Consider the following 22,674-nt stretch of genomic DNA (forward strand, 5'->3'; position numbering starts at 1 on the left):
TCGAGCACGGCCCGTCGGCCGCGTGCGGCGATGTCGTCGAGCAGCGGCGCGACCGCGGCTTCGGCGTCGGTGCGCACGGAGGCGGCGCGGGGCAGCCGGGCGCGCAGGGCGCGGCGGCCCAGCTCGGCCCCCCGCAGATCGATCTCGCGGATCATCGAATTGCTCATCCGCTCATTCTATTGCCCGGCCAGCGGGCCGGGCGTCGGGCCGTGCCCGGTGGCGCGCCACTGCGGGCGCGTCAGCGCGGGGCGCCCGCCTCGCCCAGGCAGCGCGAGCCCAGGAGTGCCTTGAGATCGCCGAACAGGCTGGGGCCGGGCGTGACCCGCACGGTCTGGTCGAGGCGCATGAGGACGCGCCGGCCGGGCTGGGTGAGGCTCAGCCGGACCTCCGTCTGGCCCGAGTTCGCCTTGAGGACCTGGCGCAGCTCCTCGACGAGCTGGGGGGTGCACTTCTCGATGGGCATCGTGATGTTGAGCGGGCGGTCGGTGGGATCGGAGACGTCGGGCAGCGTCATCGCCTGCGCCATGACGGAGGTGGGCCGGTCATCGGAGAGGCGCACCCGCCCGGTGATCGTCACGACGACGTCGGTGGCCAGCAGGGAGGCGACCGGCTCGTACACGTCGCCGAAGAACATCACCTCGACGCTGGCCTCGAGGTCCTCGACGAGCACGATCGCGTACGGCCGGCCCGAGTTCTTCGAGACCTTGCGGGTGACCTGGGTGATCATCCCGCAGATCGTCACCTGCGAGCCGTCGGGCCGGGGCGCCTCCGGGTCGACGAGCGCGACGATCGGCATCTCCGACTCCTGGGCCAGCACGCCCTCGAGCCCGTTGAGCGGGTGGTCGGAGACGTAGAGGCCGATCATCTCGCGCTCGAACGCGAGCTTCTCCTTCTTGTCCCACTCGGGGCGGTCGGGCACGGGCACGGCGAAGCTCGACGCCGAGTCATCCTCCCCGCCGAGCCCGGCGAAGAGGTCGAACTGGCCGGCTGCCTCCTGGCGCTTGACGCCGATCACCGCGTCCACCGCCTCCTCGTGGATCTCGACGAGCGAGCGGCGGGTGTGGCCGAGCGAGTCGAAGGCGCCGGACTTGATGAGCGATTCGATCGTGCGCTTGTTGCACACCTGGCTCGGGACCTTGTCGAGGAAGTCGGAGAACGAGGCGAACGCCCCCTTGTCCGCGCGGGCGGCGGCGATGCCGTCGACGACGTTGTGGCCCACGTTGCGCACCGCGCCCATGCCGAAGCGGATGTCGCTGCCGACGGGGGTGAAGTTGAGCTCGGACTCGTTGACGTCCGGGGGCAGCACCGTGATGCCCATCCGGCGGCACTCGTTGAGGTAGACGGCCAGGCGGTCCTTGTTGTCGCCCACCGAGGTGAGCAGGGCGGCCATGTACTCGGCCGGGTAGTGGGACTTGAGGTAGGCGGTCCAGTAGGAGACGAGGCCGTAGGCGGCCGAGTGCGCCTTGTTGAACGCGTACTCGGAGAAGGGCACGAGGACGAGCCACAGCGCCTCGATCGCGGCATCCGAGTAGCCGCGCTCCTTCATCCCGGCGGAGAACGGGACGAACTCCTTGTCGAGGATCTCCTTCTTCTTCTTGCCCATGGCCCGGCGCAGCAGGTCGGCCTGGCCGAGCGAGTAGCCCGCCACCTTCTGCGCGATCGCCATGACCTGCTCCTGGTAGATGATGAGCCCGTAGGACTCCGCCAGGATCTCCTCGAGCGGCTCGGCCAGCTCGGGGTGGATGGGGGTGATCGGCTGTTCGCCGTTCTTGCGCAGCGCGTACTTCGTATGGGAGTCGGCGCCCATGGGCCCGGGCCGGTAGAGCGCGCCGAGGGCCGAGATGTCGTTGAAGTGGGTGGGCTTCATCATCTTGCACAGCTGCCGGTAGCCCGGACTGTCGAACTGGAACACGCCCAGCGTCTCGCCGTTGCGCAGCAGCTCATAGGACGCCTCGTCCGTGAGCTCGAGGTGCTCGAGGTCGAGATCGACGTCCTGGTTGCGCTTCACGTTTTCCACCGCGTCGGAGATGATCGTGAGGTTGCGCAGGCCCAAGAAGTCCATCTTGATGAGACCCAGGCCCTCCGCAGTGGGGTAGTCGAACTGCGTGATGACCTGGCCGTCCTGGAAGCGGCGCATGATCGGGATGACGTCGATGATGGGCGCCGAGGACATGATGACGCCCGCGGCGTGGACGCCCCACTGGCGCTTGAGGCCTTCGAGGCCGAGCGCGGTGTCGAAGACCTCGCGGGCCTCGGGATCCGTGGCGAGCAGCTCGCGGAATTCGCCTGCCTCGTTGTAGCGCTTGGCGCCGGGCTGCTCGATGTTCTTCAGCGGGATGTCCTTGGCCTGCTCGGACGGCGGCAGCGCCTTCGTCAGCCTCTCCCCCATGGAGAAGGGCTTGCCGAGCACGCGGGCGGAGTCCTTGAGCGCCTGCTTGGTCTTGATGGTGTTGTACGTGACGATCATGGACACGTACTCGGAGCCGTACTTCCGGGTGACGTACTCGATGACCTCCGAGCGGCGGCGATCGTCGAAGTCGACGTCGAAGTCGGGCATGGAGATGCGGTCCGGGTTGAGGAAGCGCTCGAAGATGAGGCCGTGCTCGAGCGGGTCGAGGTCCGTAATGCGCATGGCGTAGGCGACCATCGAGCCCGCGCCGGAGCCGCGGCCCGGCCCCACGCGGATGCCGTTGTCCTTCGACCAGTTGATGAAGTCGGCGACGACGAGGAAGTAGCCGGGGAAGCCCATCGAGATGATGATGTCGAGCTCGTAGTCGGCCTGCTTGCGCACCTCATCCGGGATGCCGGCCGGGTAGCGGTAGTGCAGCCCCTTGTCGACCTCCTTGATGAGCCAGGACGTCTCGTCCTCACCGGGCGGGCAGGGGAACTTCGGCATGTAGTTGGCCGAGGTGTCGAACGAGACCTCGCACATCTCCGCGATCTTGAGCGTGTTGTCGCACGCCTCCGGCATCTCCTTGAACAGCGCGCGCATTTCCGCCGGCGACTTCAGGTAGTACCCGGTGCCGGAGAACGCGAAGCGCGAGCCGCCCTGATCGTAGGTGGGCTCGATGAGCTTGGAGCCCGACTGGATGGCCAGCAGCGCCTCGTGCGCCTTCGCATCGGATTCGTGGGTGTAGTGCAGGTCGTTCGTCGCCACGAGCGGGAGGCTGAGCTCCTTGGCCAGGCGCAGCAGGTCCCGGCTCACCCGTTTCTCGATGGACAGCCCGTGGTCCATGATCTCGCAGAAGTAGTTCTCCGCCCCGAAGAGCTCCTTGTACTCCCCCGCGGCGCGCTTGGCCTCCTCGTACTGCCCCAGGCGCAGACGGGTCTGCACCTCACCCGAGGGGCAGCCGGTCGTGGCGATGATGCCCTCGGAGTACTGCGAGAGCAGCTCGCGGTCGATGCGGGGCCACTTGCCGTAGACGGAGTCGAGCGAGGCGATCGACGAGGCACGGAAGAGGTTCTGCATGCCGGTGTTGTTCCGGCTCAGCAGCGTCATGTGCGTGTACGCCCCGCCGCCGGAGACGTCGTCGCCGCGCTGCGATTCGTCCGTGCGCCACTTCACGCGGGTCTTGTCACCGCGCGCTGTGCCGGGGGTGACGTAGGCCTCGACACCGATGATGGGCTTGATCCCGGCGTCCGTGGCCTGCTTCCAGAAGTCGTAGGCCCCGAACAGGTATCCGTGGTCCGTCGTGGCGATGGACGACATCCCGGAGGCCTTGACGGCGGCCATGAGGTCGCCCAGCCGGGCGGCGCCGTCGAGCATCGAGTACTCGGTGTGGACGTGGAGATGCGCGAATTCGCCCGTTGCCACGGATGTGCCCCCAAACTGCTAGAAAATGCTCACCCCAGGCTACCGCCGGTCACGGACTCGGGCGCACCACACCGCCGCGGTCCCCGTCACGGCGTGCGGGCCCGTGGCAGGATAGCGGAGGGCACCCCGAAGCGGTGCCCTGCCCCCACCCTTCTGAAGGAGCACCCGTGACTGAGCAGCAACAGATCGACGCGATTCGCACCGCCCTGCGCGCCATTCCGAGTGAATACTTCTCCGCCTGGCCGGGCGGATGGCCCGAGGAACTCGGCACCGCCCTGGTGGAGGCTGTCTATTCGATTCAGGCGACCTATAACGCGAAGGATCCAAAACGCGGCGTGGCCGGCCGTCTGCGCACTTTCCGTACGGATCATCCTGAGGCGCGCAACGATCTGGGTGCGCTCACCACAATCGGGGAAGAGCGGATTCGCGAGATCATGGGCGACACGAAGGTCAGCCGAGGACGCAAGTACAAGAGCGTCGCCGTTCTCGAGGCAGCCGAGAATCTCAGGAGTCTCTCGCCCGCCGTCAATGCGGCCGACGACTTCCGAAAGGCCGACCCGAACGAAGTTCAGCGGGCCTACACGTCCGTCAACGGACTGGGCTGGGTGACCTTCGACTACCTCGGCATGCTCCTGGGACGCCCGGGCGTGAAGTCCGACGTCATGATCAATCGCTTCGTCAACGAGGCCCTGGCTGCCGAGGACCTTCCGGGCGTGAGCCGTGAGCAGAGCAAGGCACTGCTGACTGCCGTCCAGGAGCAGGATGCGCCGGCCGAGAATCTGACATTCCTCGATCACGCGATCTGGCTGCACGAACAGGACCGGGCTGCGGACCAGAACCTCGACGAGGAGCTTCAGGCACCGGCCTAGCGGTGGGATCGCCGCGCGCGCACGTGCGGGCGCGGCACCCCGCGCCCCGGGCCTACGCCTCCCCGGCGCGGATGCCCTCGAGCGCGGTGGCGAGATCGTCCGGGTAGGCGCTTTCGAACTCGACCCACTCGCCCGTCTCCGGGTGCTCGAAGCCCAGCTTCACGGCGTGCAGCCACTGCCGCTCCAGCCCCAGGCGCCGCGCGAGCGTGGGATCCGCGCCGTAGGACAGGTCGCCCACGCAGGGGTGCTTCGTCGCGGACATGTGGACGCGGATCTGGTGGGTCCGTCCGGTCTCCAGGTGCACCTCGAGGAGGCTCGCGCCGCGGTGGGCCTCGAGCACCTCGTAGTGCGTCACCGCGTGCTTGCCGTCCCGGCGCACGGCGTAGAGTCCATCGCGCTTGGGGTTGCGGCCGATGGGCGCCTCGATCGTGCCGACGACCGGGTCGGGCAGGCCCTGCACGAGCGCGTGGTAGGTCTTCGAGACGGTCCGGTCCTTGAAGGCGCGCTTGAGGACCGAATAGGCGTGCTCGCCCTTCGCCACGACCATGACGCCCGAGGTGCCGACATCGAGGCGCTGGACGATCCCCTGGCGCTCGGCAGCACCCGAGGTGGCGATGCCGTAGCCGGCCGCCGCGAGGCCGCCGATCACGGTGGGGCCCTTCCAGCCGGCCGCCGCGTGGGCGGCCACGCCCACCGGCTTGTCCACGACGACGAACGCCTCGTCGTCGTAGATCACGCGCATCCCGGGCACGGGCTCGGCCACGATGGACAGGGGTGCCTTGGGCTCGGGCATGGCCACGTCGATCCGCACGCCGGCGCGCACGCGGTCGGACTTGCCGGCCGCGGCGCCGTCGACGACGACCCCGCCGTCCACCGCGATCTGGGCCGCCTGGGAGCGCGAGAGCCCGAGCATCCGCGACAGCGCGGTGTCCACCCGCTCCCCCTCGAGCCCCTCGGGGACGAAGAACGACCGCTCGCTCACAGCGCCGCCTCCTGACGCTCGGCGCCCCTGCCGGCAGCGGCGCGCTCGGCCTCCGTGCGGCCGTCGAGGCCCACGCCGCGCACGGTGGCGAGCACGATCGTGCAGGCCGCCGCCGTGATGGCGATGTCCGCGACGTTGCACACGAAGAAGTGCAGGTCGATGAAGTCGACCACCGCGCCGCGGAAGAACCCGGGCCGGCGGAACACGCGGTCGGCGAGGTTGCCGAGCAGCCCGCCGAGCAGCAGCCCGAGGCCCACCGCCCACGCGGGCGAGGCCAGCCGGCGGCTGGCGACGAGGATGACGGCGAGGACGGCCAGCGCGATGAGCCCGAAGACCCACGTGCTGCCGGCTCCCAGGCCGAAGGCCGCACCCGGGTTGCGCAGGAAGGCGAAGCCCGCGAGGTCGCCGAGGACCGCGATCCGGGGGCGGCCCTCCAGCAGCGCGATGGCGCAGGCCTTCGACGCCTGGTCCGCCACGACGACGACGACGGCGATGGCCGCGAGGACGAGGACCGCGCGGGAGCGGGTGGTGCGGGCCGGGCTCACAGGGGCCTCCTCGGGCAGCGGCGAAGCGGGGATGGGGCTCCCCCAGTGTAGGCGCGGCACAGCGCGACCCCGCCGTGCGGGCCCCGGACGCGCGAACGGCCGCGGCCCCGGAAGGGGCCGCGGCCGCCGCGCAGCGGTGCGGTGGTGCTCAGAGCGAGTGCTTGGCGTTCGTGCCGGCGCCGCCGTTGCCGAGCGTCTCGGGAGCCAGCGAACCGGAGTTCTCCAGGTCGCGCAGCTGATCCGTGAGGTAGCTCTTGAGGCGCGTGCGGTACTGGCGCTCGAAGTTCTGCAGGCGTTCGATCTCGCGCTCGAGCGCGCTCTTCTGCGACTCGAGCTGGGAAAGCGTCGCATCGCGCTTCTTCTCGGCGTCGTTGACGATGTCGGCCGCCTTGGCGCGGGCCTCGGAGATGAGCTTGTCGCGAGTGCGCTCGCCCTCGGCGACGTACTCGTCGTGGAGGCGCTGGGCCAGCGAGATGAGGCCGTGCGCATCGCGGTCGCCCTCGGCGCCCGCGGCGAAGCCGGCGGCGGCGCCGCCGCCGAACGGCGAGGCGGAGCCGGCGCTCGGGACCTGCTGCTCGGGCGCGGCGGGAGCGCTGGTCTCCTCGACCGAGACGACCTCTTCCTGCTCGAACGCGACCGGCGCCGACTCCTCGGCGGCCGGGGCCTGCGAGGCCACGAGGGGCGAGGACTGCGACTCGGCGGCGGGAGCCTGCGTCTGCTGGCCCTGCTGTGCTTCCGCACCGGGAACGGCGGCGGGCATCGCCTGCGTGGCCTGCGGGTCGTCGAACGCGGCGGAGCCGAAGGACCCCGACTGGGCACCCTGGGCGCCCTCGCCGCGGGAGAGCTCGCTGACGCGCTGCTCGGCCGCGGAGAGCTTCTGGGAGAGCTCGCTGACGCGCTGCTCGGCCGCGGAGAGCTTCTGGCGGAGCTCGTCGTTCTCCTGGTACAGGCGACGGAGCTCGACTACGACCTCATCGAGGAAGTCGTCGACCTCGTCCTGGTCGTAACCGTCGCGGAACTTGACGTGCTGGAACCGCTTGTTCACTACGTCTTCAGGCGTGAGCGCCATGAGGCCACCTTCTGTCGGATGCAGATACTGTCGATCGCAGGGCGATGATCAAGCTCACCATACCCCACCACCAGCCGGTTTGTCGCGCCGCCGCCGGTGCCGCTGCGGCAGGGAGCCCTCAGGCGAGCATGAGCGCCGCGTAGCGGCAGAGGTTGGCGAGCACCTGCACGCCGATGAACACGAGGATGAAGCCCAGGTCCAGCGCGATGCCGCCCAGCCGCAGCGGCGGGATGATGCGGCGCATGAGCTTGACGGGCGGATCAGTGAGCGTGTAGATCACCTCGCACAGCACGAGCAGGAAGCCCGTGGGGCGCCAGTCGCGGGCGAACACCTGGATGAGGTCCACGATGACGCGCGCGATGAGCACGTAGGTGTAGAGGCTGAGCAGCCAGAACAGGATCAGGAAGATGAGGCTCAACGGAGCGGGCCTTTCGACGAAGACGGCGGGCTACTCACAAGAGTAGCCCGCCGAGCTTGGGGGTTCTGCAGAGCGGCCGGTGCGCGGCCTGCGCTCAGCTCTGGTTGAAGAAGCTTGCGTGCTGGTCCGCGGTGGGCTCGGCCTCGGAGGCGACCTCGATGTTCTCCGGGGTCAGGAGGAACACGCTGTTCGTCACCTTCTCGATCGAGCCGCGCAGGCCGAAGATCAGGCCGGCGGAGAAGTCGACGAGGCGCTTGGAGTTGGCCTCGTCCATGGCCGAGAGGTTCATGATGACGGGGATGCCGTCGCGGAATGCGGTGCCGATCGACTTCGCGTCGTTGTAGCTGCGCGGGTGGATCGTCTGGATGCGCTGCATGGCGGACGGGGCGGCCGCTTCGACCGGGCGCATGGGCTGGCGGATGGGGGTCACCGGCGCGGCCTCGCGGACGGGCTCGGGCTCGGCGTAGTCATCTTCGACCCCGTAGTCCTCGACCTCGTACTCCTCGCGCACCTCCCGGCGGCGCGGGGCGGGCTCGTCGTAGTACTCCTCCTCGTCGCCGAAGCCGAAGTAGTTGCCGATCTTCTTGAGTGTGGACATGCTGTGATCCTTCGCTGCTCTGCAGGGCTGTTCCCGCAACCCAAGCTATCGCAGGCGCCAGCGCGCGCGGGCGACGTCCTGCGGCGTGTCGCGGCGGGAGTTGGGCCGCCGGGCGCGGGCCTCAGCGCGCCGCGTCGAGCCAGGCGATGCCGGCGAAGCGGCCGGTTCGGCCATCGCGGCGGTAGGAGAAGAGCTGGGTGTCCTCGAACGTGCACTCGGGTGCCCAGTGCGCGATCGCCGCTCCCCCGCGGGCCAGCTGCTCGGCCACGCCCGCGGCCACGTCGAGGGCCGGGGTGCCCGAGTGGGAGACCGCCGCGGCGACGGGCTCGGCGGCGGCGACCTCGGCCCGCAGCGCGGCCGGCACCTCGTAGCACCGCGAGCAGATCGAGGGGCCGATGTAGGCCACCGGCGCGCTCGCGCCGGCGGACTCCAGCGCGGCGAGGACCGCAGGCACCACGCCATCGGCCATGCCCCGGCGCCCGGCGTGGGCGACCGCGACGACGCCGGCATCAGGATCGGCGAGCACCACGGGCGTGCAGTCGGCGACCATGACGACGAGCGCCAGCCCGGGGACGGTGGAGACCTGGGCGTCCGCGCGGACGCCCGGCCCGGCGGCGGCCGCGGCGCGGTGGACTGCGGTGCCGTGGACCTGCTCGGTGAAGCTCAGCCGCTCGGCCTGCAGGCCCAGCACGGAGGCCAGCGCGGCGCGGTTGGCGGCGACCGCCTCGGGCGCGTCGCCCACGTGCCGGGCGAGGTTGAGCGAGGAGTGCCCGGAAGCACTGTAGCCGCCCCGCCGATCCGTGAACGCGATGTGGGCGGACCCACGCGAACCGGATGCGACGAAGCGGCTGTGCAGCACGGCGGTCTTACTTGAGGAAGTCCGGGATGTCGAGGTTGTCGGCATCGTAGGAGCGCCCGCCGGTCTCGCGGCGCTCGTCCGGCAGGGTCTGCGGGATCGGCGCCTGCGCGGGCGCCGAGGCGCGCTGCGGCTGGTCGTCCTTGGGCTCCTCATCGCGCAGCGGGGCGGAGGCGGGTGCTGCCTGCTCGCTCTGCTCGTCGTCGCGCTTGGCGTGGCGGCCCGGCGAATCGAGGCGCTCGCCGGGCAGCGGGGCGTCGAAGCCCGCCGCGATGACGGTGATGCGGCACTCGTCGCCGAGGTTCTCGTCGATGACCGTGCCGAAGATGATGTTCGCCTCCGGGTGCGCGGCCTCCTGGACGAGGCGCGCGGCCTCGTTGACCTCGAACAGGCCCAGGTCCGGGCCGCCCTGGATGCTCAGCAGCACGCCGTGGGCGCCCTCGATGCTGGCCTCGAGCAGCGGCGAGGCGATCGCGGACTCGGCGGCCTGCACGGCGCGGTCCTCGCCCACGGCGGAGCCGATGCCCATGAGCGCGGTGCCGGCGTCCTGCATGACCGACTTCACGTCCGCGAAGTCGAGGTTGATCATGCCCGGGGTGGAGATGAGGTCCGTGATGCCCTGCACGCCGGAGCGCAGCACCTCATCGGCGGACTGGAAGGCCTCGAGCACGGAGACGTTGCGGTCGGAGATCGACAGCAGGCGGTCGTTCGGGATGACGATGAGGGTGTCGACCTCTTCGCGCAGTGCGGCGATGCCCGCTTCCGCCTGAGCCGAGCGGCGCCGGCCCTCGAAGGTGAACGGGCGGGTCACGACGCCGATCGTGAGCGCACCGGCCGAGCGCGCGATGCGCGCCACGACGGGGGCCGCACCGGTGCCGGTGCCGCCGCCCTCGCCGGCGGTGACGAAGACCATGTCGGCGCCGGACAGCGCCTCCTTGATGGCCTCCTCGGAGTCCTCGGCCGCCTTGCGCCCGATCTCGGGATCGGCTCCTGCGCCGAGCCCGCGGGTGAGATCGCGGCCAATCTCGAGCTTCGTGTCCGCCTCGGAGAGGAGGAGCGCCTGTGCGTCGGTGTTGATCGCGATGAACTCGACGCCGCGCAGACCGACCTCGATCATGCGCTGGACGGCGTTGACGCCGCCACCGCCGGTTCCGGCGACCTTGATGTCGGCTCCGGATTGGGGGTATTCAGCCAAGTCGCTTCCTCTTTCGACGCATCGTTGTCCGGCAGTACAGCCTTGCCATGACGGTATGGGGCGCGGGCACGCTGTGCAACCATCTTCCCGGTGTGTCCCCGCGATTGACCCCCAAGTGGCCCTGGCGGGCGCGGCTGCGCCGCACGGCGGGCCCGTTCAGCGCCTGCCGGTGGTGGGGGCGTCGGGCACGGAGACGTCGATGAAGCCCGGTCTGCGGCCGAGCAGCACCCGCGCGACCTCGAACTTCTTCGCGATGTCCGCGGCATCGCCGAAGCGGATCTCCACGTCGCGGCCGTCGGCGTCGTAGACGATGCGCAGGTCGCGCTCGGAGGCCGCCTGCGCGCGCTTCGTCGCCGCGCGCGCGTCCTCGGGCAGCTGGCCGAGCATGTCCACGGCCGCCCGGACCGTCGCGGCGCTCGGCGCGCCCCGGGTAATCAGCTGCGGCAGCCCCTCCGGGCGCTTGGCCACCGTGTCGATGGCCCGGCCGTCGGCGTCGTAGCGCTGCCAGCCGCCCTCCACTTCGACGGCGAGGACGGGGGCGCGGTCGACGATCGACACGCGCAGGGACCGCGGGCCCGACCAGCGCACGTCGATCCGGCTGGCCTTGGGGTTCTCCGCCGTGAGCTCGCGGCCCAGGGGGGCGAGCCGGATCTGCGGCAGCGGGGTGCCGCGGTAGCGCTCGAGCACGCGCTCGCGCACGGCCCCGGCATCGGTGAGGCCGCCGCCGGCGACGCTCACGCTCTGCAGCGCGAGCGCGGGCGAGAACCATGCGACCGCGGCGGCGGCCAGAACCACCGCGATGACCAGCAGCGCCCAGAGCGCGCGGCCGCGGCGCCGGCGCCGGCGCGCGGCGACGCGGTCGCTCAGGCTGCTCGCATGGCTCACGACGCGAGGGCGGCGAGGAGCTCCGGACCCAGGATCGTGACGTCCCCCGCGCCCGCGGTGATGACGATGTCCCCGGGGGCCAGGCGCGGCGCGAGGTAGGGCACCGCCTCGGCGAAGGCGGGCACGAACGCCACCCGGTCAGCCGGCAGCGGGACCTCGTCGGCCACGATCTGCCCGGTGACGCCCGGCAGCGGGTCCTCGCGGGCGGGATAGACATCGAGCACGACGACGTCGTCGGCGATGCCCAGCGCGGCGCCGAATTCGGCCCGGAAGTTCTTCGTCCGGCTGAACAGGTGGGGCTGGAAGACCACGTGGACTTGCTTGCCGTCCTCGACGATCGCGCGCGCGGCGGTGAGCACGGCGGAGAGCTCGGTGGGGTGGTGGGCGTAGTCGTCGAAGACGCGCACTCCCCCGGCGATCCCGCGCAGGTCGAAGCGGCGGCGGGTGCCGCCGAACGATTCGAGCCCGGAGATCGCGCGCGCGGGGTCGGCGTCCAGCTCGAGGCAGACCGCCAGCGCAGCGGCGGCGTTGCGCACGTTGTAGTCACCGGGCTGCTGGAGCGCGATGGGCCCCAGTGTCCGCCCGCCGGCCTCGACGGAGAAGCTCGAGCCCGCAGACGCGTGGGCGAGGCCGACGATGCGCACGTCGGCACCCTCCGACAGGCCGTAGCGCAGCACCCGCACGCCGGCCGCGGCGGCCGCGTCGGCGATGCCGGCGGCACCGGGGTCGTCACAGCAGGCGATGACGGTGCCGCCCTGCTCGCCTACGTGCGCGCAGAACTCGACGAAGGCCGAGCGCACGGCCCCCCAGCTGCCGTAGTGGTCGAGGTGGTCGGCCTCGGCGTTCGTGATGACGCCGATCGCGGGCTCGTAGAGGAGGAACGAGCCGTCCGATTCGTCGGCCTCCGCCACGAACACGTCGCCGGTGCCGTCGTGGGCGTTCGTCCCGGTTGCGGTCAGCACCCCGCCGATGACGAACGAGGGGTCGGCCCCGGCCGCCTGCAGCGCCACGGTCGTCATCGACGTCGTCGTCGTCTTGCCGTGGGTGCCGGCGATCGCGACGGTGCGGCGGCCCACCATGAGCGCCGCGAGCGCCTGCGAGCGGTGGAGGATCCGCAGCCCCGCGGCCCGCGCCGCGGCGAGCTCCGGGTTCGTCTCGCGGATCGCCGAGGAGACCACGACGGTGTCCGCGCCGGCGACGGCCTGCGCGTCGTGGCCGATGCGCACCTGGGCGCCGAGCGCCCGCAGCGCGGTGACGACGGACGAGTCCTTCGCATCGGAGCCGGAGACGTCCATGCCGCGCATGAGCATGACCCGGGCGATGCCCGACATGCCCGCCCCGCCGATCCCGATGAAGTGCACGCGGCCCAGCCGCTCGCTCGGCACGATCTCGTTCACCTGTCCGCCCCGCTTCCGTCCGCGCCGGCCGCACCGGCGAGCTCCTCCTTGGTCTGCATGCGCTCGGGATACGCCCGCCCCGGGTGCGCAGCGCCCGCCGCCGCGAAGACGCGCGCGGCCATCGCCCGGTCAGCGCTGCGCGGGAACCCCATGTCCGCGGCGGCCTGCGCCATCGCCGCCAGGCGCGCGGGATCGCGCAGCAGCGGCAGCACGGTCTGCGCGGCGTAGTCCGGGGTGAAGTCGGCGTCGTCGACGAGCAGGGCGGCCCCGGCTGCCACCGCATCGGCGGCGTTGAGGCGCTGCTCGCCGTTGCCGATCGGCAGCGGCACGTAGACGGCGGGCACCTGCATGGTCGTGACCTCTGCAACGGTTCCGGCGCCGGCGCGGCAGACGATGAGGTCCGCTGCCGTGTAGGCGTCCTCCATGCCGTCGACGTACTCGACCACGTGGTAGTCGGGGCTCGCGGCCGCGGCCGCGACGACCTCCTCGGCCTTGCCCGCGCCCGTGATGTGGAGGACCTGGACCCCGGCGTCCGCGAGCGCCGGCACGGAGGCGGCCAGCGCCCGGTTGAGCGCGGCCGCGCCGAGCGAGCCGCCTGTGACGACGAGCGTGGTTTTGGCCGGGTCGAGGCCCAGCGACTTCGCGGCGGCGGCGCGCACCCGGGGGTCGCGGCGGTCGCGGTGGGCCACCTCGGCGCGCATCGGCATGCCCACCTGGGTGCCGGGCAGCGGGGTGTTGGCGAACGTGTAGCCGATGAGCTCGGGGCGGCTCAGGCGGGCGCCCAGGCGGTTGGCCAGGCCGGGGCGCGCGTTCGCCTCGTGGATGACGATGGGGATGCCCAGGCTGCGCGCCGCGAGGTAGGCCGGCGAGGCGACGTAGCCGCCGACGCCGACGACCACGTCGACGGCCCGCTCCTTGAGCAGGCGGCGCACGGCGGTGACCGTGCCCATGAGCCGGCGCGGGAACGCGAGCGCCGCCGCGTCGACGCGGCGCGGTGCCGGCACCTTGTCGATGGTGACGAGCTCGTAGCCCGCCGCGGGGACGAGCCTCGACTCGAGGCCGTCCTCGGTGCCGAGCACGATGAGCCGGGCCTCGGGGTCCTGGAAGGCCAGGTCGTCGGCGATGGCGAGCAGCGGCGAGATGTGACCCGTCGTGCCCCCTCCTGCCAGCAGCACTGTGAGCACGGTTCAGTTCCCTCTCGGTTGGCGGGCGAAGATCGACAGCGAGGCGCGCACGCTCGCGCCGCGCCGGCGCAGCGCCTCGGCGGCACCGGGCTCGGCGCGGGCGAAGGAGAGCACGATGCCGGCGGCGAGCAGCGTCGAGATGAGCGACGACCCGCCGTAGGACACGAATGGCAGCGGCACGCCGATGACGGGCAGGATCCCGCAGACGACGCCGATGTTGACGGCGGCCTGGCCGATGATCCACAGGAAGATGCCGCCCGTGGTCGCCTGGACCATCCGGTCGGAGGTGCGGCAGATGACGCGCACGAGCCCGCAGGCGAGGATGACGAAGACGCCGATGACGGCGAAGGTGCCGAGCAGCCCCAGCTCCTCGCCGACGATCGCGAAGATGAAGTCGTTGTGCGCCTCGGGCAGCCACGACCACTTCTCGCGGCTGGCGCCCAGGCCGACCCCGGTCCAGCCGCCCGAGGCGAGGGCGTAGAGGCCGTGGTCGGACTGCCAGTGGTCGCCCAGGCTGTCCCCGCCCTCGGTGGCGTGGCCGGTGATGACCGCCTGGATCCGGGACATGCGGTTGGCGCTCGTGAGCACCATGGCCCCGACCAGGGCCACCGCGCCGGCGCCGAAGAGCAGCAGGTAGCGCTTGCGCAGGCCGCCCACGAACAGGGCGCCCGCGGCGGTGAGCATGAGGATGATGCCGGTGCCCAGGTCGTGCCCGAGGAGCACGAGGCCCACGCTCGCGCCCACCGTGAGGACGATCGGCAGCAGCGCGCGCAGGCGCGTGAGCTGGCCGATCCGCCGGCCCAGGAAGGCGCCGAGGAACAGCGCGAGCGCCAGCTTGACGAACTCGGCGGGCTGGAGCTGCAGGCTCCCGAGGTGGATCCAGCTGCGGTTGCCGTTGACCGTCGCGCCGAGCCCGGGCAGTAGCGGCAGGACCTGGATGATGAGGCCGCCGGCCATCGCCCACGGTGCGAGCGCCTGCCACAGCCGCACGGGCGCGCGGGAGCAGGCGAACATGAGCGCGAGCCCGCCCAGGGCGAAGGCCCCTTGGCGGGCCACGATGGAGAACGAGGAGCCCTTGCCGCCGTCGTACGAGGTGATCGACGAGGCGGAGAGCACCATGACGAGCCCGAAGCCCGTGAGCACGAGCACGGCGAAGAGGATGAGGTAGTAGGAGGCGACGGGCAGCCCCAGCAGCCGGCGCACCTGAGAGAACCACCCGCGCACGTGATCGGCCAGCCGCGCCCGAGGCGGGGCCGGGGCGGCGCTGCGTTCGGGGGCCTCGCGCACGGCGGTCATTCCCCGGCGACCTCGCGGGCCGCCGCGGCGAACGCGTCGCCGCGCACGGCGTAGTCGCGGAACTGGTCCATGCTCGCCGCCGCCGGGGCCAGCAGCACGGTGTCGCCGGGCCGGGCCAGCTGCGCGGCCGCAGCGACGGCGCGCGCCATGACATCGGCCCCGCGGGGCTCGGTGCCCTCCGGCTCGGCCGGGTCGATCCGCACGACGGGCACGCCGGGAGCACGGGCGGCAAGCGCCTCGGCCAGCGGGCCGGGCTCCGCGCCGATGAGCACGCAGGCCCGCAGGCGCGCCCCGAAGCGCTCGACGAGGTCCTCGTACCGGGCGCCCTTGGCCAGCCCGCCGGCGATCCAGACGATCGGCTCGAAGGCGGCGAGGGCGGCCGCGGCGGCGTGCGGGTTCGTCGCCTTGGAGTCGTCGACGTATGCCGCGCCGCCGGCCGTGGCGACGAGCGCGAGGCGGTGGCCGCCGGCGACGTGGGCGCGCAGGCCCGTGCGCACAGCCGCCGGCGGCACGCCGATGCTGCGGGCCAGCGCCGCGGCGGCCAGCGCGTTGGCGATCTGGTGCGGCGCGGCGGGCCGGTCCGGAGTGCCCGAGGCGATGGCGACGTCCGCGGTGTCCGCGATCTCGAGGGCCGCGGAGTAGCGCTCGGGCAGGAAGGCGCGGTCGACGAGCACGTCGTCGACGAGCCCGAAGTCGCCCGGGCCGGGCACTTCGGTGCCGAAGCCGATCGCGCGGGCCCCGGGGCGCACCTCGGCGTCCTCGACCATGGTGCGGGTGGCCGGGTCCGCGCGGCTGTAGACGCAGGCGAGGCCGACGTTGTGGTAGGCCTTCGCCTTCGCGGCGGCGTAGGCGTCGAGCCCGCCGTGCCAGTCGAGGTGGTCGGGGGCGAGGTTGAGCACGGCGGCGGAGTCTGCGCACATGGAGAACTGCCAGTGCAGCTGGAAGCTCGCGAGCTCGATCGCCAGCACCTGCGCCTCCGGGTCGAGCACCGCCTCGAGCAGCGGGGCGCCGATGTTGCCGCAGGCGCGGGCCTCGAGCCCGGCGGCGGAGAGCATGGAGGCAAGCATCGAGGTCGTCGTCGTCTTGCCGTTCGTGCCGGTCACCACGAGCCAGGGCGCGCTGTTGGCGCCGCGCACGCGCCAGGCGAGCTCGACCTCCCCGATGACGGGGATGCCGGCGGCCTGCGCCGCGACGAGCAGCGGCTGGTCCGGGCGCCACCCCTGGGAGGTGCACACGAGGTCCGGCAGGCGCCCGTCGGCCGTGCGCGGCAGCGCCTCGACGTGGGAGGGCCCGCGGCGGATGTCCGCGTCGAAGACGGCGAGGATCGCCTCGTGCTCGCTGCGGTCGGCGGCGATGTCCGCGTCGACGACGATGACCTCGGCGCCGCGTTCGGCGAGGTGGACCGCCATGGGGTAGCCGGAGACGCCCAGGCCCGTGACGCACACGACGATGCCCCGGAGGGAGGAGTCGGGGCCGTGGATCGCCGCGGGGATCCGGTCGGCGTGGGGGTAGGCGGCCACGGTCGCGCCCTCGGGCACGAGTGGGGGCGGCGCGGGCGCGGCCGCGCCGTCGGGCTGCGCGGCGGGCTCAGCGGGCACTGGCCGACACCCACTCCCCGTAGAAGAGCCCGACGCCCGCGACGACGAAGATGAGGGCGATGATCCAGAACCGGACGACGATCGTGACCTCGGCCCAGCCCTTGAGCTCGAAGTGGTGCTGGAGGGGCGCCATGCGGAAGACGCGCTTGCCGGTGAGCTTGAACGAGCCCACCTGGATGATGACGGAGAGCGTGATGATGACGAATAGGCCGCCCATGATGACGAGGAGGACCTCGGTGCGCGACATGATGGCCAGGCCGGCGATCGCACCGCCGATCGCGAGCGACCCGGTGTCGCCCATGAAGATCTTCGCGGGCGAGGTGTTCCACCACAGGAAGCCCACGCACGAGGCGGCCATCGCGGCGCCGACCATCGCGAGGTCGCGCGGGTCGCGGGCGACGTAGCAGCCGGCCCGCACGGTCGACATGAGGTCGCAGTTCTGCGTGGACTGCCACGTCGTGATGAAGACGTAGCCGCAGAAGACGATCGCGGACGCACCCGCGGCCAGGCCGTCGAGGCCGTCGGTGAGGTTGACCGCGTTGGAGACCGCCGTGACGATGAGGTTGGCCCACAGCACGAAGAGCACGAACGCCAGGCCCACCCCGGCGAAGGCGAGGTCGAGCTGGGTGTCGCGGAACACGGAGATCGCGGTGGAGGCGGGCGTGCGGCCGGCCTCGTTGGGGAACAGCAGCGCGCACACGGCGAAGGTCACGCCGACGAACCCCTGCCCGACGAGCTTGCCGACGGGGCGCAGGCCCAGCGAGCGCTGTCGGGAGACCTTGATGTAGTCGTCGACGAAGCCCACGGCGCCCAGGCCCGCCGCCAGCCACAGCACGAGCAGGCCCGTGGGGGTGGGCAGCGAGCCGGACATGAGGTGGGCGAGCAGGTAGCTGAGCACGGCAGAGCCGATGATGACGACGCCGCCCATGGTGGGCGTGCCGCGCTTCGTGGCGTGGGATTTGGGCCCGTCGTCGCGGATGAACTGGCCGTAGCCGCGTTTGACGAGGACCTTGATGAACAGCGGCGTGCCGATGAGCGTCAGCACGAGTCCGAGGCAGGCTGCCAGCACGACGGCGATCATTGGACCCCGGACACCCCTGCGATCTCATCGCCCAGGTAGCGCAGCCCGGCATCGCGCGAGGACTTGAACAGCACGATGTCGCCGGGCTTGAGCTCCGAGTTGAGCATGTCGCGGGCCTCGGAGACCGTGGGCACCCACGCCGCCTCGTTGCCCCATGAGCCCTCGAGGTTCGCTGCCTGGTAGATGGGCTTGGCGCCCTCGCCCACCGCGATCGTCAGCGAGATGTTCAGCCGCACGACCAGCCGGCCGACCTCGTCGTGGAGGGCGATCGAGTCCTCGCCGAGCTCGAGCATCTCGCCGAGCACGGCGACGGTGCGGCGCGGGGCGGACTCGCCGTCCCCGCGGCCCATCGCGGCCAGCGCCTTGAGGGCGGCGCGCATGGAATCGGGGTTGGCGTTGTAGGCGTCGTTGAGCACCGTCACCCCGCTGGGCGAGTCGATGAGCTCCATGCGCCAGCGGCTCTGCGCCCCGGAGATCTGGAGCGTCGTCGCGATCGCCTTCGCGGGCACGCCGCACAGGTGGGCGACGGCCGAGGCGGCCAGCGCGTTGGCGACGTGGTGCTCGCCGAGCAGCGCGAGCTCGATGGGGGCGGGCTCCGCGCCGGGCAGGTGCAGGGTGAAGCTCGTGCGCCCGCTCGCGCGCGTCGTGACGTCGGTGGCGCGCACGGCCGGGGTGCGGTCCGTCTCCCCCGAGGCGGAGAACCACAGGGTCTCAACGCCCGGGGCGAGCACGTCGGTCATGGCGGCCACGCGCGGGTCATCGGCGTTGAGCACGGCGCGGCCGCCCTCGGTCAGGGCCGCGACGAGCTCCGACTTGGCCCGGGCGGTGTTCTCGATCGACCCGAAGACGCCGGAGTGGGCGGTGCCGACGACGAGCTCCACGCCGATGTCGGGGCGGACGAGCGAGGTGAGGTAGGCGAGGTTGCCCATGGTGCGCGCGCCCATCTCGAGGACGAGGAAGCGGGTCTCGGGGCCCGCCCGCAGGGCCGTGAGGGGGACACCCACCTCGTTGTTGTAGGAGTTGGGCGGCCAGATCGTCTCGCCCGCGGCGGAGAGCAGGTCCGCCGTGAGGTCCTTGACGGTGGTCTTGCCGGCCGAGCCGGTGATGGCGATGACCGTGAGGTCGCCCTCGGCGCGCAGGGCCTCGACGTTGAGGCGGGCGAGCTGGCCGAGCGCCGCGGTGGCGTCGGGCACCACGAGGCTGGGCAGCTGCTCGCCGTCGACGACCGGCACGGCCTCGCTGATGACGAGGACGGCTCCGGCGGCGACGGCGGCGGGGGCGAAGTCGAGGCCGTCGGCGCTCTCGCCGCGGCGGGCGACGTAGACGTCTCCGGGCGCCACCTCGCGAGAGTCGGTGACGACCGAGCCGGCGAGGCGGGTTGCCGGGTCGATCGCGTAGAGGTCGCCCTTGAGGGCGGCCGCGGCTTCCTGCGCAGAGAAATTCTTCATATCAAGCCTGAACTCTACCGGCTCGCGCACCGCCGGCCGCGCGCGCCACGGCCTCGCGTGTCTGCTCGCGGTCGTCGAACGGATGCACCGTACCCGCGATCTCCTGGCCGGTCTCGTGGCCCTTGCCGGCCACGAGCACGGTGCCCGCGGGGCCCGCCCGGCGCACCGCCTCGGCGATGGCCTGAGCGCGCGATGCGACTTCGCACACATCGGACCGGGCCGCGCGCGCCGTGCCGTCGGCGACGGCCTCGAGGGCGCCGGAGAGGACGGCGGCGCGGATGGCTGCGGGGTCCTCGGAGCGGGGGTTGTCGTCGGTGACGATGACCGCGTCGGCCCACTGGGCGGCGGCGCGGCCCATGAGCGGCCGCTTGCCGTGGTCGCGGTCGCCGCCGGCGCCGATCACCGCGACGAGCGGGGCGCCCTGGAGCCCGGAGAGGACGTTGACCAGCGCGTCCGGGGTATGGGAGTAGTCGACGATGGCGCGCGGGCCCGCCGGGCTCACGACCTCCATGCGGCCGGGGACCGCCGCGGTGAAGCCGCCGGCGGCGCGGGCGACGGCGTCGAAGGCGAAGCCCGCCTCGAGCAGCATGACGACGGCCAGCGCGGCGTTCATGACGTTGAAGTCCCCGGGCAGCGGCGAGGCGACGCGCATGCGCTGCTCGGCCCCGGGCGCTCCGGTGCGCCGGACGAGGTCGAAGTGCCCGCCCCCGCCGGGGGTCCGGGCAGCGGCGGCCTCGGCACCGGCGGCCTCGGCGGCGGACCCACCGCTGCCGGCGCCGCCGGGCGCGTCCTCGACGACGAGGTAGTCCGGCTCGTCCGCGGCGGTGCGGGAGATCGTGACGACGGGGATCTGGGCCTCGCGGGCGAGCCGCCGCGCCCAGTCATCGGCGAGCACGACGGCCCCGCGCTGCGAGAACTGCGGGGTGAACAGCTGCGCCTTCGCGGCGAAGTAGTCCTCCATGGTGGGGTGGAAGTCCAGGTGGTCCTGGCTGAGGTTGGTGAACCCCGCCACCGCGAACTGCGCACCGTCCACGCGGTGCTGGGCCAGCGCGTGCGAGGAGACCTCCATCGAGCACCAGCCCGCGCCGGCCGAGCGCATCTGGGCGAGGAGGCGGTGCAGCTCCGGCGACTCCGGGGTCGTGCGCGCGCTGGGCTGGCGCACGCCCGCGATCGAGGTGGCGATCGTGCCGATCACCCCGGTCGTCTCCCCCAGCTCGCCGAGCAGCGCATCGAGGAGGTAGGTCGTCGTGGTCTTGCCGTTGGTCCCCGTGATCCCGAGCAGGCGCGGCGGCGCGCCCCGCGTGCCGGACAGCGCGGCGGCGATGTCGCCGAGCGCGGCGCGCGGATCACCCACCTCGATGAGCACGGCGGACGAGGTGTCGGCGCCGGACTCGCGCAGCAGCCGCAGCCCCGCGCTGTCGGTGAGGACGGCGCTCACCCCGGCGGCGAGGAGGGCGCCGGCGAAGCGCGCGCCGTGGACGTTGGCGCCGGGCAGCGCGGCGTAGAGCTCGCCGGGGGCCGTCGTGCGCGAGTCGTGCGAGACCCCGGTGACGGGGCGGGAGCCGTCGCCGTGGATGACGGCATCCGGGGGCAGCGGGAGCGAATCGAGGCGCATCATTTCCATTCTCCTGCCGGGGTGTCCGGCTTCTCGGTCGAGGGGGCGACGCCCAGGTGGCGCAGGGTGTAGCCGGCGACGTCGGAGAAGACGGGGGCCGCGGCGGTGCCGCCGTAGTAGCCCTTGCGGGGGCGCTGGAGGACGACGGAGACCGCGATCTTCGGGTTCTCCGCCGGGGCGGCGCCCACGAAGCTCGCGGTGTAGCCGTCGTAGCCCTTGCCGTCGGCGGCGGGCGCCTGGGCGGTGCCCGTCTTGCCGAGCGCGCGGTAGCCGGGGATGGCCGCGCTCTTGCCGGTGCCGTCGGTCACGACGCTCTCGAGCATGCTCACGACCTTCTTCGACGTCTCCTCGCTGATCACCCGCGTGCCCTGACCGGGCGGGATCTCCGTCACCCGGCCGGAGTCGTCCACCGTACCGCTGACGAGCTGCTGGGGCATCTTCGTCCCGCCCCCGGCGATCGTCGCGACCGCGGAGGTCGTCTGCATGGCGGTGGCGGCCACGCCCTGGCCGAACATCACCGTGTAGGCGGTGCGGCCGTCCCAGGAGCCCGGCTCGTGGAGGATGCCGGCGGTGGCGCCGGGGTAGCCGATCCCGCTGGAGGCGCCGAATCCGAACGCGTGCAGGTAGTCGTAGCGCTGCTGGGGGCTCAGCCGCTGGCCGGCGAGGATCGTGCCGGTGTTCGAGGACTGCTGGAGGATCCCCGCGAAGGTGAGCTTCTCGTCCTCGTGCTCGTGGGAGTCCTTGAACTCCTCGTCGTTGGGCGCCTTCCACTTGTAGGGCACCGTGAACTGCGTGTCGGGGGCAACCTTGCCCTCCTGGACGAGCGCGGAGGCGGTGATCATCTTGGCGGTGGAGCCGGGCTCGAAGACATCGGTGAGGGCGCGGGACCCGCGCTCGTTCGCGGCGGTCTTGCCCGGGTTGTTCGGATCGACGGTGGGGGCGTCGGCGAGGCCGATGATGCGGCCGGTCTCCACGTCCTCGATGACGATCGTGCCCCACTCGGCCTTGCGCTGCTTGACGGCGGCGGCGATCGCCTGCTGGAGGTAGAGCTGGACATCGGAGTCGAGCGAGAGCTGGAGGCCCGTGCCGTTCACCGGCTGCTGGGTGGAGTTCGCCCCCAGCGGAATCGTGTCGCCGGACAGCCCGCGCTCGTACTGCTCCTTGCCGTCAGTGCCCTTGAGCGAGTCCTCGTACTGCAGCTCGAGGCCGCCGAGCGGCTGGCCGTCCGAGCCCACGAAGCCCACGAGGTTGCCGCCCAGTGCGCCGGCGGGGTACGAGCGGATCGCGTACTCCTCCTGGGAGATGCCGGGGATGTCGAGGTCGCGGACCTTCTCCCAGACCTCGCTCGTGACGCCCGAGGCGACGACATTCCACAGCTTGTCGCCGTTGAGCTTGGGGTAGAGCAGGCCGGCCTCGGTGTCGAGCGGGCCCGCCAGCGCCTGGGCGGCGCCCCACGCGCCCACTGTCGTGCCGGCGGAGTCCTTGTAGCGGGCGACGTTGCGCTGGTCGACGACGAGCCGGTAGCGCTGCGCGTTATCGGCGAGCACGGTGCCGTTGGCCGAGGTGATGACCCCGCGCGCGGCGGGCAGCGTCTTCGTCACCAGGCGCGATGCCAGCGCGCGCTGGGCGAGCTGGGCGGTGTCCATGGCCTGGATGGCCAGCAGCTTGCCGCCCACGGCGAGCAGCAGCACGAGGCTCGCCGCGATGACGAGGAGCATGCGCCGGCGCGGATCGGCCGGGCGCGCAGGGCTCGCCGGCACGGTGTGGGGCCGTTCGCGGTGCGGGTCGCGCCTGCGCCCCGCGGCCGAGGCGCGGGCGGCCGGG

At 72.3% G+C, this 22,674-nt stretch carries 18 protein-coding genes; 1 reads left to right on the top strand and 17 read right to left on the bottom strand.

The window, feature by feature from the left end; all coding sequences use genetic code 11:
* Nucleotides 1-238: 238 nt before the first annotated feature.
* Entirely contained in the window at nt 239-3,766 is a 3,528-nt protein-coding gene (dnaE, locus tag GSY69_RS10200; RefSeq protein WP_202411018.1) for a DNA polymerase III subunit alpha, read from the bottom strand.
* 215 nt (nt 3,767-3,981) lie between these two features.
* Between dnaE and GSY69_RS10205 the strand changes: the two genes are divergently transcribed.
* Nucleotides 3,982-4,683, top strand: a complete 702-nt coding sequence (locus GSY69_RS10205; RefSeq protein WP_160953750.1) for a hypothetical protein — start codon at nt 3,982-3,984, stop codon at nt 4,681-4,683.
* Nucleotides 4,684-4,735: 52 nt separating this feature from the next.
* Here GSY69_RS10205 and GSY69_RS10210 read toward each other — a convergent pair whose 3' ends face one another.
* From GSY69_RS10210 to GSY69_RS10285, 16 genes are all read right to left on the bottom strand, one after another.
* On the bottom strand, nt 4,736-5,665 hold the full coding sequence (locus GSY69_RS10210; protein WP_160953751.1) for an RluA family pseudouridine synthase: 930 nt from the start codon (nt 5,663-5,665) through the stop codon (nt 4,736-4,738).
* Nucleotides 5,662-6,210, bottom strand: coding sequence for a signal peptidase II (locus GSY69_RS10215; RefSeq protein ID WP_160953752.1), 549 nt, complete (start codon nt 6,208-6,210; stop codon nt 5,662-5,664). The genes GSY69_RS10210 and GSY69_RS10215 overlap by 4 nt, the downstream gene beginning before the upstream one ends.
* A gap of 148 nt (nt 6,211-6,358) precedes the next feature.
* Nucleotides 6,359-7,279: a DivIVA domain-containing protein gene (locus GSY69_RS10220; protein ID WP_160953753.1), complete on the bottom strand. Its 921-nt coding sequence runs from the start codon at nt 7,277-7,279 to the stop codon at nt 6,359-6,361.
* Between the two features lie 118 nt (nt 7,280-7,397).
* On the bottom strand, nt 7,398-7,697 hold the full coding sequence (locus GSY69_RS10225; protein WP_160953754.1) for a YggT family protein: 300 nt from the start codon (nt 7,695-7,697) through the stop codon (nt 7,398-7,400).
* Nucleotides 7,698-7,791: 94 nt separating this feature from the next.
* Nucleotides 7,792-8,295 carry a cell division protein SepF gene (locus GSY69_RS10230; RefSeq protein WP_160953755.1) on the bottom strand — a complete coding sequence of 168 codons (504 nt, stop codon included), beginning with the start codon at nt 8,293-8,295 and terminating at the stop codon, nt 7,792-7,794.
* Nucleotides 8,296-8,416: 121 nt separating this feature from the next.
* On the bottom strand, nt 8,417-9,154 hold the full coding sequence (gene pgeF, locus GSY69_RS10235; protein ID WP_268528613.1) for a peptidoglycan editing factor PgeF: 738 nt from the start codon (nt 9,152-9,154) through the stop codon (nt 8,417-8,419).
* 7 nt (nt 9,155-9,161) lie between these two features.
* The gene (ftsZ, locus tag GSY69_RS10240; RefSeq protein ID WP_160953757.1) at nt 9,162-10,346 is read right to left on the bottom strand and encodes a cell division protein FtsZ; all 1,185 of its coding nucleotides are present in this window, start codon (nt 10,344-10,346) and stop codon (nt 9,162-9,164) included.
* 156 nt (nt 10,347-10,502) lie between these two features.
* Nucleotides 10,503-11,231 (bottom strand): cell division protein FtsQ/DivIB, encoded by a 729-nt coding sequence (locus tag GSY69_RS15220; RefSeq protein WP_160953758.1) that lies wholly within the window; start codon nt 11,229-11,231, stop codon nt 10,503-10,505.
* The gene (murC, locus tag GSY69_RS10250; RefSeq protein ID WP_160953765.1) at nt 11,228-12,562 is read right to left on the bottom strand and encodes a UDP-N-acetylmuramate--L-alanine ligase; all 1,335 of its coding nucleotides are present in this window, start codon (nt 12,560-12,562) and stop codon (nt 11,228-11,230) included. Before murC ends, GSY69_RS15220 begins: the two co-directional genes overlap by 4 nt.
* A gap of 62 nt (nt 12,563-12,624) precedes the next feature.
* A complete protein-coding gene (gene murG / locus GSY69_RS10255; RefSeq protein WP_160953759.1) occupies nt 12,625-13,812 on the bottom strand; it encodes an undecaprenyldiphospho-muramoylpentapeptide beta-N-acetylglucosaminyltransferase in 1,188 nt (395 codons plus the stop codon).
* A 3-nt stretch (nt 13,813-13,815) separates the two neighbouring features.
* Nucleotides 13,816-15,108 (bottom strand): putative lipid II flippase FtsW, encoded by a 1,293-nt coding sequence (ftsW, locus tag GSY69_RS10260; RefSeq protein ID WP_160953760.1) that lies wholly within the window; start codon nt 15,106-15,108, stop codon nt 13,816-13,818.
* Complete coding sequence (murD, locus tag GSY69_RS10265; protein ID WP_268528622.1) at nt 15,105-16,706, bottom strand: UDP-N-acetylmuramoyl-L-alanine--D-glutamate ligase; 1,602 nt, start codon at nt 16,704-16,706, stop codon at nt 15,105-15,107. Before murD ends, ftsW begins: the two co-directional genes overlap by 4 nt.
* Nucleotides 16,696-17,787: a phospho-N-acetylmuramoyl-pentapeptide-transferase gene (gene mraY, locus GSY69_RS10270; protein WP_160953761.1), complete on the bottom strand. Its 1,092-nt coding sequence runs from the start codon at nt 17,785-17,787 to the stop codon at nt 16,696-16,698. The genes murD and mraY overlap by 11 nt, the downstream gene beginning before the upstream one ends.
* Entirely contained in the window at nt 17,784-19,235 is a 1,452-nt protein-coding gene (locus GSY69_RS10275) for a UDP-N-acetylmuramoyl-tripeptide--D-alanyl-D-alanine ligase (RefSeq protein ID WP_160953762.1), read from the bottom strand. The genes mraY and GSY69_RS10275 overlap by 4 nt, the downstream gene beginning before the upstream one ends.
* 1 nt (nt 19,236) lies before the next feature.
* On the bottom strand, nt 19,237-20,850 hold the full coding sequence (locus GSY69_RS10280; RefSeq protein ID WP_328698843.1) for a UDP-N-acetylmuramoyl-L-alanyl-D-glutamate--2,6-diaminopimelate ligase: 1,614 nt from the start codon (nt 20,848-20,850) through the stop codon (nt 19,237-19,239).
* On the bottom strand, nt 20,850-22,674 hold a 1,825-nt coding region (locus tag GSY69_RS10285; protein ID WP_328698844.1), incomplete at its 5' end, for a peptidoglycan D,D-transpeptidase FtsI family protein. The genes GSY69_RS10285 and GSY69_RS10280, both read right to left, overlap by 1 nt.

Origin of the sequence: Brevibacterium rongguiense (genome assembly GCF_009857845.1) — a bacterium.
In the GTDB taxonomy this organism is placed as follows: domain Bacteria; phylum Actinomycetota; class Actinomycetes; order Actinomycetales; family Brevibacteriaceae; genus Brevibacterium; species Brevibacterium rongguiense.